Annotated in this window: 1 rRNA gene; it reads right to left on the reverse strand. The window is 52.4% G+C overall.

The features are described from left to right. Positions 1 to 254: ribosomal RNA gene (locus M3629_RS28300) — 23S ribosomal RNA — on the reverse strand; the annotation flags it as partial.

A 254-nucleotide genomic window follows, 5' to 3' on the forward strand; every position in this document is an offset into this window, starting at 1 on the left:
TGGTTTGGGCTTCTCCGCGTTCGCTCGCCGCTACTGACGGAATCACTATTGTTTTCTCTTCCTCAGGGTACTTAGATGTTTCAGTTCCCCTGGTATGCCTCTACACAACCTATGTATTCAGTTGTGAGTAACTGGATATTACCCCAGCTGGGTTTCCCCATTCGGACATCCCCGGATCAAAGCTTGCTTACAGCTCCCCGAGGCAGTTTCGTTGTTCGCCACGTCCTTCATCGGCTCCTAGCGCCTAGGCATCC

It is taken from the genome of Paenibacillus polysaccharolyticus, from assembly GCF_023714295.1.
Classification (GTDB): Bacteria; Bacillota; Bacilli; order Paenibacillales; family Paenibacillaceae; genus Paenibacillus; species Paenibacillus polysaccharolyticus_A.